This window comes from Stenotrophomonas maltophilia group sp. Smal17 (assembly GCF_030237045.1).
In the GTDB taxonomy this organism is placed as follows: domain Bacteria; phylum Pseudomonadota; class Gammaproteobacteria; order Xanthomonadales; family Xanthomonadaceae; genus Stenotrophomonas; species Stenotrophomonas forensis.
Window position 1 is genome coordinate 15,556 of sequence record NZ_JASJSU010000070.1, and the last position, 6,084, is coordinate 21,639.

At 66.1% G+C, this 6,084-nt stretch carries 3 protein-coding genes; 1 reads left to right on the forward strand and 2 read right to left on the reverse strand.

The window, feature by feature from the left end; translation table 11 throughout:
• Window positions 1–16 precede the first annotated feature (16 nt).
• Window positions 17–1,015 (reverse strand): polyprenyl synthetase family protein, encoded by a 999-nt coding sequence (locus QRO93_RS16055; protein ID WP_180880525.1) that lies wholly within the window; start codon window positions 1,013–1,015, stop codon window positions 17–19.
• A gap of 214 nt (window positions 1,016–1,229) precedes the next feature.
• Between QRO93_RS16055 and QRO93_RS16060 the strand changes: the two genes are divergently transcribed.
• The gene (locus QRO93_RS16060; RefSeq protein WP_180880527.1) at window positions 1,230–2,843 is read left to right on the forward strand and encodes an alpha-glucosidase family protein; all 1,614 of its coding nucleotides are present in this window, start codon (window positions 1,230–1,232) and stop codon (window positions 2,841–2,843) included.
• Window positions 2,844–3,134: 291 nt separating this feature from the next.
• On the opposite strand, the gene QRO93_RS16065 is transcribed toward QRO93_RS16060, so the two are convergent.
• On the reverse strand, window positions 3,135–5,891 hold the full coding sequence (locus QRO93_RS16065) for a TonB-dependent receptor (protein WP_180880529.1): 2,757 nt from the start codon (window positions 5,889–5,891) through the stop codon (window positions 3,135–3,137).
• Window positions 5,892–6,084: the final 193 nt, after the last annotated feature.

Consider the following 6,084-nt stretch of genomic DNA (forward strand, 5'->3'; position numbering starts at 1 on the left):
GCCCCCCACGCCTGCATCAATGCGAGCGCTGCACCGCGTAACGGGCCAGGCCACGCAGCGCGGCAACCGCATCGTTGTCGGCCAGGCCATCGAGCGCGCGCTCGGCGGCTTCGGCGTATTCCTCGGCACGGCGGCGGCTGTACTCAAGGCCACCGGTAGCACGGATCGCGGCCAGCACTTCCGGCATCGCCGAGGCATCGCCGTCCTGCACGATCGCGCGCAGGCGCTCGCGGGTGGCGTCATCGGAGTGGGCCATGGCGTGGATCAGTGGCAGCGTGGCCTTGCCCTCGGCGAGGTCGTCGCCCAGGTTCTTGCCCAGTTCCTCGGCGTTGGCCGAGTAGTCCAGCACGTCGTCGGCGATCTGGAACGCGTAGCCCAGGTGCATGCCGTAGTCGAACAGGGCCTGCTGGGTGGCTTCATCCACGCCGCTGGCCAGCGCGCCCAGGCGGGTGCCGGCGGCGAACAGCACCGCGGTCTTGCGCTCGATCACGCGCAGGTAGGCGGCTTCGTCGGTATCTGGGTTGTGCACGTGCAGCAGCTGCAGCACTTCACCCTCGGCGATGCGGTTGGTGGCATCGGCCAGGATCTGCATCACCGGCATGCGCTCCAGTTCAACCATCAGCTGGAAGCTGCGCGAGTACAGGAAGTCGCCGACCAGCACGCTCGGCGCGTTGCCCCACAGTGCGTTGGCGGTGCTGCGGCCACGGCGCAGGTTGGATTCGTCCACCACGTCGTCATGCAGCAGGGTGGAGGTGTGGATGAACTCGATGATCGCCGCCAGCTGGTGGTGGTCCGGGCCAGCGTGGCCGACCGCGTGGCCGGCCAGCATCACCAGCATCGGGCGCAGGCGTTTGCCACCGGCGGAAATGATGTGGTCGGCGATCTGGTTGATCAGCACGACGTCCGAGGACAGGCGGCGCCGGATCAGGGCGTCGACGGCGGCCATGTCGGCCGCGGCAAGCGACTGGATCTGGGGCAGGCCCAGGGCGGGACGGGTGTCTTCGGTGATGGTCATGCGATCAGGCTTTCAGGCTCACCGCCGATTATAGGCGCTGGCCGTGAATTCGGGCGCAAACCGGGGCGGACGGCAGGCTTGGGCCGGCCTGGCCGGCTGCCTGCGTGAATACGTATGCAGGTTGCGCCATGCCGTGGAGGCCACCGCTAAGCTTGCCGGAACAGGATTTCGGCCCGCTTCCGGCGGGTCACGCATGCCCGGAGGGGGGCTGTCGATGTCGCACTATCCATGGTGGCGCGGAGCCGTCATCTACCAGATCTACCCGCGCAGCTACCTCGATGCCAACGGCGATGGGGTCGGCGACCTGCCGGGCATCATCGAGCGCCTGGACCACATCGCCACGCTGGGGGTGGACGCGATCTGGATCTCGCCGTTCTTCAAGTCGCCGATGGCCGATTTCGGCTATGACATCGCCGACTACCGCGACGTCGATCCGCTGTTCGGCCGCCTGGACGACTTCGACCGCCTGCTGGCCAAGGCCCATGGCCTGGGCCTGAAGGTGATGATCGACCAGGTGCTGAGCCACACCTCGATCGAGCACGCCTGGTTCCGCGAGAGCCGCCAGGACCGCAGCAACCCCAAGGCGGACTGGTACGTCTGGGCCGACCCGCGCGAGGACGGCACGCCGCCCAACAACTGGCTGTCGCTGTTCGGCGGCGGCGCCTGGCAGTGGGAGCCGCGCCGCGAGCAGTACTACCTGCACAACTTCCTGGTCGACCAGCCGGACCTGAACTTCCATCACCCGGACGTGCAGCAGGCGACCCTGGACAACGTGCGCTTCTGGCTGGACCGCGGCGTGGATGGCTTCCGCCTGGATGCGATCAACTTCTGCTTCCACGACGCGCAGCTGCGCGACAACCCGCCCAAGCCGGCTGACAAGCGGGTGGGCCGCGGCTTCAGCCCGGACAACCCGTACGCCTACCAGTACCACTACTTCAACAACACCCAGCCGGAGAACCTGCCGTTCCTGGAACGCCTGCGCGCGCTGCTGGACGCGTACCCGGGGGCAGTCAGCCTCGGCGAGATCTCCTCGGAGGACTCGCTGGCGACCACCGCCGAGTACACCCGTGACGGGCGCCTGCACATGGGTTACAGCTTCGAGCTGCTGGTGGACGACTACAGCGCGGCCTACATCCGCGACACGGTCTCGCGCCTGGAAGCGGCGATGACCGAAGGCTGGCCGTGCTGGGCGGTTTCGAATCACGACGTGGAACGGGCGGTCAGCCGCTGGGGCGGCCATCCGGCCGACCCGCGCCTGGCGCGGATGCTGGTGGCGATGCTGTGCTCGCTGCGTGGCTCGGTCTGCCTGTACCAGGGCGAGGAGCTGGGCCTGGCCGAGGCCGAGGTGCCGTTCGAGGCCCTGCAGGACCCCTACGGCATCACCTTCTGGCCGAACTTCAAGGGCCGTGATGGCTGCCGCACCCCGCTGCCCTGGACTGATGCGCCGCTGGCCGGCTTCACTTCCGGCAAGCCCTGGCTGCCGATCCCGGCCGAGCACCGGGCCGCGGCGGTGGCGGTGCAGGAACGCGACCCGCACTCGGTCCTGGCCGCTTTCCGAGCGTTCCTGGCCTGGCGGCGTGGCCAGCCGGCGCTCCTGCACGGCAGCATCCGATTCATCGAAAGTGCCGAGCCAGTGCTGCTGTTCGAGCGTATGCTTGCAGATGAAACCCTCCTGCTGGCCTTCAACCTGTCGGCCGAGGCGGTGAGCCATCCGCTGCCGCCGGGCCACTGGCAGCAGGTGGCGGTGCCGGGCCCGGATGCGGGCACGGTGCAGGGCAATGAACTCCAGCTGCCGCCGCGTGCGGTGTATTGCGCCCGACGCAGCTGACCGTTTTCTCCGGTGGCGGTACTTGCGGGGACGGGGCCGAAGCGCCCCGTCCCTTTTTTGTGGGTGGGATTGCGGTGAAGGGCATCCACGCATGGCGTGGAGCTACTGGGGATGGTCCTTATCCACAGCATGCGTGGATGGGCCTTGCCGACCAACGGCCGGCATGCGCACAAAAGAAAACCCGCTGCCTGCGCAGCGGGTTTGCGGTCCTGCTCCCCTTGTGTTGCCGGCCAGCGGCCGGCACAACCGAATCAGGGTTGCCGGCCAGCGGCCGGCACTACCTTGGCCAGGTCAGAACTTGTAGTTCACGCCCAGCATGTAGGTGCGGCCCCACTCGATGTACTCCAGCGGGCGGTCCTTGCTGCCGGCATAGGTGCGGTACGGCTCGTTGGTCAGGTTGCTGCCCTGCAGCAGCAGGGTCAGGCCACGCAGGGCGCTGCTGTCGCTGAAGGTATAGCTCACCTGCGCATCGGTCACGTTCTCGCCCACCACGTAGCGCAGGGTGCGGTTGCCGTTGAAGTTGCCGATCTCACCGATGAAGTCCGAACGGCGGCGCTGGCTGATGCGCGCTTCAAAGCCACTACGCTCGTAGTAGGCGGTGAAGTTGTACACGCGCTTGGACAGGCCCGGCAGGCTGATCGGATCGGAACCCACGCTGGACGCGCTCTCCGGATCCAGAATGGTGATGTCGCTCTTGTTGAAGGTCGCGCTCGCCTGCACGCCGAAGCCGCGCAGGTTGTCGGTCAGCATGTCCAGCGGGAACGACGCGGTCAGCTCGAGGCCCTTCAACGTGCCGCCCTTGCCATTCTGCGGGGTCGAGAACGTGCCGACGGTCTGTACCGGCGCGATCATGCCCGGCGGTGGTACGTAGTTGCCAAGCAGCCCACTGAAGTCGTAGTTGTCCACCGACTGGGTGTAGACGTAGCTCTTCAGGTCCTTGTAGAAAATGGCCGCAGCTACGTAGGCCTTCTCGCCGAAGTACTTCTCGTAGGACAGGTCCAGTGCGGTGGCACGCCACGGGTCCAGCAGCGGATTGCCGCCGCTGCCACCGGGGCGGCCGTTGCTGGTATCCACACCGAATTCCAGGCCGGCACGCATCTGGTCCACGCGCGGGCGCGCGACCTGCTTGGCGGCGGCGAAGCGCAGCGTCTGCTGGTGCGGGAACATGAAGGCCAGATTCAAGCTCGGCAACCAATCGTTGTACTTGCGGCCTGCGGAGTAGGGCTGGATGTTGCTGCCCGCCGGCTGCGAGTTGTCCCAGTACCGCGAGTCCGAGCTCTGGTCGGTGTGCTGCATCTGCACGCCGATGTTGCCGCGCACGCCCACTTCGCCGATGTCGGTGTTGATGTTCAGGCGCGCCCAGGCGGTGGTGATCTTTTCCTGTACCGTCCACGACTTGGGAATCAGGTAGTCCAGATTGTCGACCGGATTGAAGGTCATGTAGCGCCCCACCGCAGCCGGCACATTCCATGATGGGATGTAGCCGATGCCGGCGAAGCCGAGATTGACCGGGCGATACTGCAGGTCCGAGGCGATGTTGGCATCGCCCTGTGCACCGAGCAGGATGTTGCCTTCGGACTGCGTCTTCACCTTGCGGCGGTCGGCGTAGTTCACGCCGATGTCGATATCCGGGGCCCATGAGGCGATGGCATCGGGCAGCGCAATCGTCGCGGCCAGCTTGCCTCCCTTCAGGCGGTCTTCCACCTTCGGAACCTTGCCGTAGCCGGAACCGTAGATGGTGTTGGTCAGGAACAACGCATCCGGGTTGGAGTAGTTCAGGCCCGGGCTGATCTGCGAGAAACCGTTCTGGCGGATCGATACACCAACCGTATCCAGCTGCGGCATCGGGGTCAGCTGCAGGTTGTTTTCCAGGTTCAGCTCATCGCGCGTGGCCTTGGAGTAGTTCAGGTCGGCGACCAGCTTGACGCCGCTGAAGTTGAACTCGTTGTTCCAGCCGAACGCATCGATCTTGTCCTTGCGCTTGTTGTACATGCCACGTACCAGTGGGTACACGCCGCTGGCGGTGCCGCCGGTGAACGAGCCATTCGCGTTGATCTGCGGGTTGCTGATCAGCAGGCCAGGCAGGTAGTTGCCGTTGTAGTTGCTCAGGTTGAGCTCGAACTGGTTGGCGGTGTCAATCTGCTCGGCTTCGGTGTGGAACGCATCGAAGGTGCTGGTCCAGCTGTTGTTCGGCCGGAACTGGATCGTGGCCATCACGCCGTCACGCTTGTTGTTGCCGGTGCGGCGCAGCGCCTTGATGCCATCGGAGAAGTAGGTGCCTGCGGTAACGCCGGGGCGCTTGCCATCATTGGTGAACTGGGTGGTCCACGGCTCGTACAGGCCGACCTGGTTTTCCTGGATCGGCATGTCGCTGTGCGCGTAGCCGATGGCGATGCCCAGGGTCTTGTCCAGGAACTGGTCGATGTAGCTGGCGCTGAAGCGGTTGCCATACGGGTCGACGTTGGCGGCGCGGCCCAGCGAACTCTTCTGGTAGCGGCCACTGACTGCGATCACGCGTTCGCCGAAGCTGAGCGGGCGTGCGGTCTGCATGTCGATGGTGCCCGACAGGCCCTGGCCGACCAGCGCGGCATCCGGGGTCTTGTACACGGTCACGCCGTTGACCAGTTCGGACGGGTACTGGTCGAACTCGACGCCGCGGTTGTCGCCGGTGCTGACCACTTCACGGCCGTTGAGCAGGGTGGTGGCGAAGTCCGGTGACAGGCCGCGCACGCTGATGACCTGCGCACGGCCGGCCACGCGCTGGGCGGCCAGGCCGGGCAGGCGCGAAATGGATTCGGCGATGCTGACGTCGGGCAGCTTGCCGATGTCTTCGGCGGAGATCGCTTCGACCACCGAGGTGGCGTCCTGCTTGACCGCGATCGCGCTCTCGATGCCGCGGCGGATGCCGGTGACCTGCACCGTATCCAGGTTGGTGGCGGCGGTGGCGGCCGGCGTGGTGGTGCTCTGCGTGGACTGTGCCGACGCCAGCGTCGGCGCCAGCACAACGGCCAGCGCGAGACTCAGCGCACTGCGCTTGTGGTTCAACATTTTCCCCTCCCAGGCAATGTTGCAGATCGATTCGTGAACGTCCCGGAGTGACCGTGGACGTGCGACGCGGTGGCCGCTGTCGTCGCCGCTATGGTAGGCAGCGCGTTCTTCGCGGGAATCACCCTGCATACGTATTCAATGGCGTTTGCAGGGGTGTAATCGCTTTCAGGCAGCACTTGCGGCAGTGGGGGGG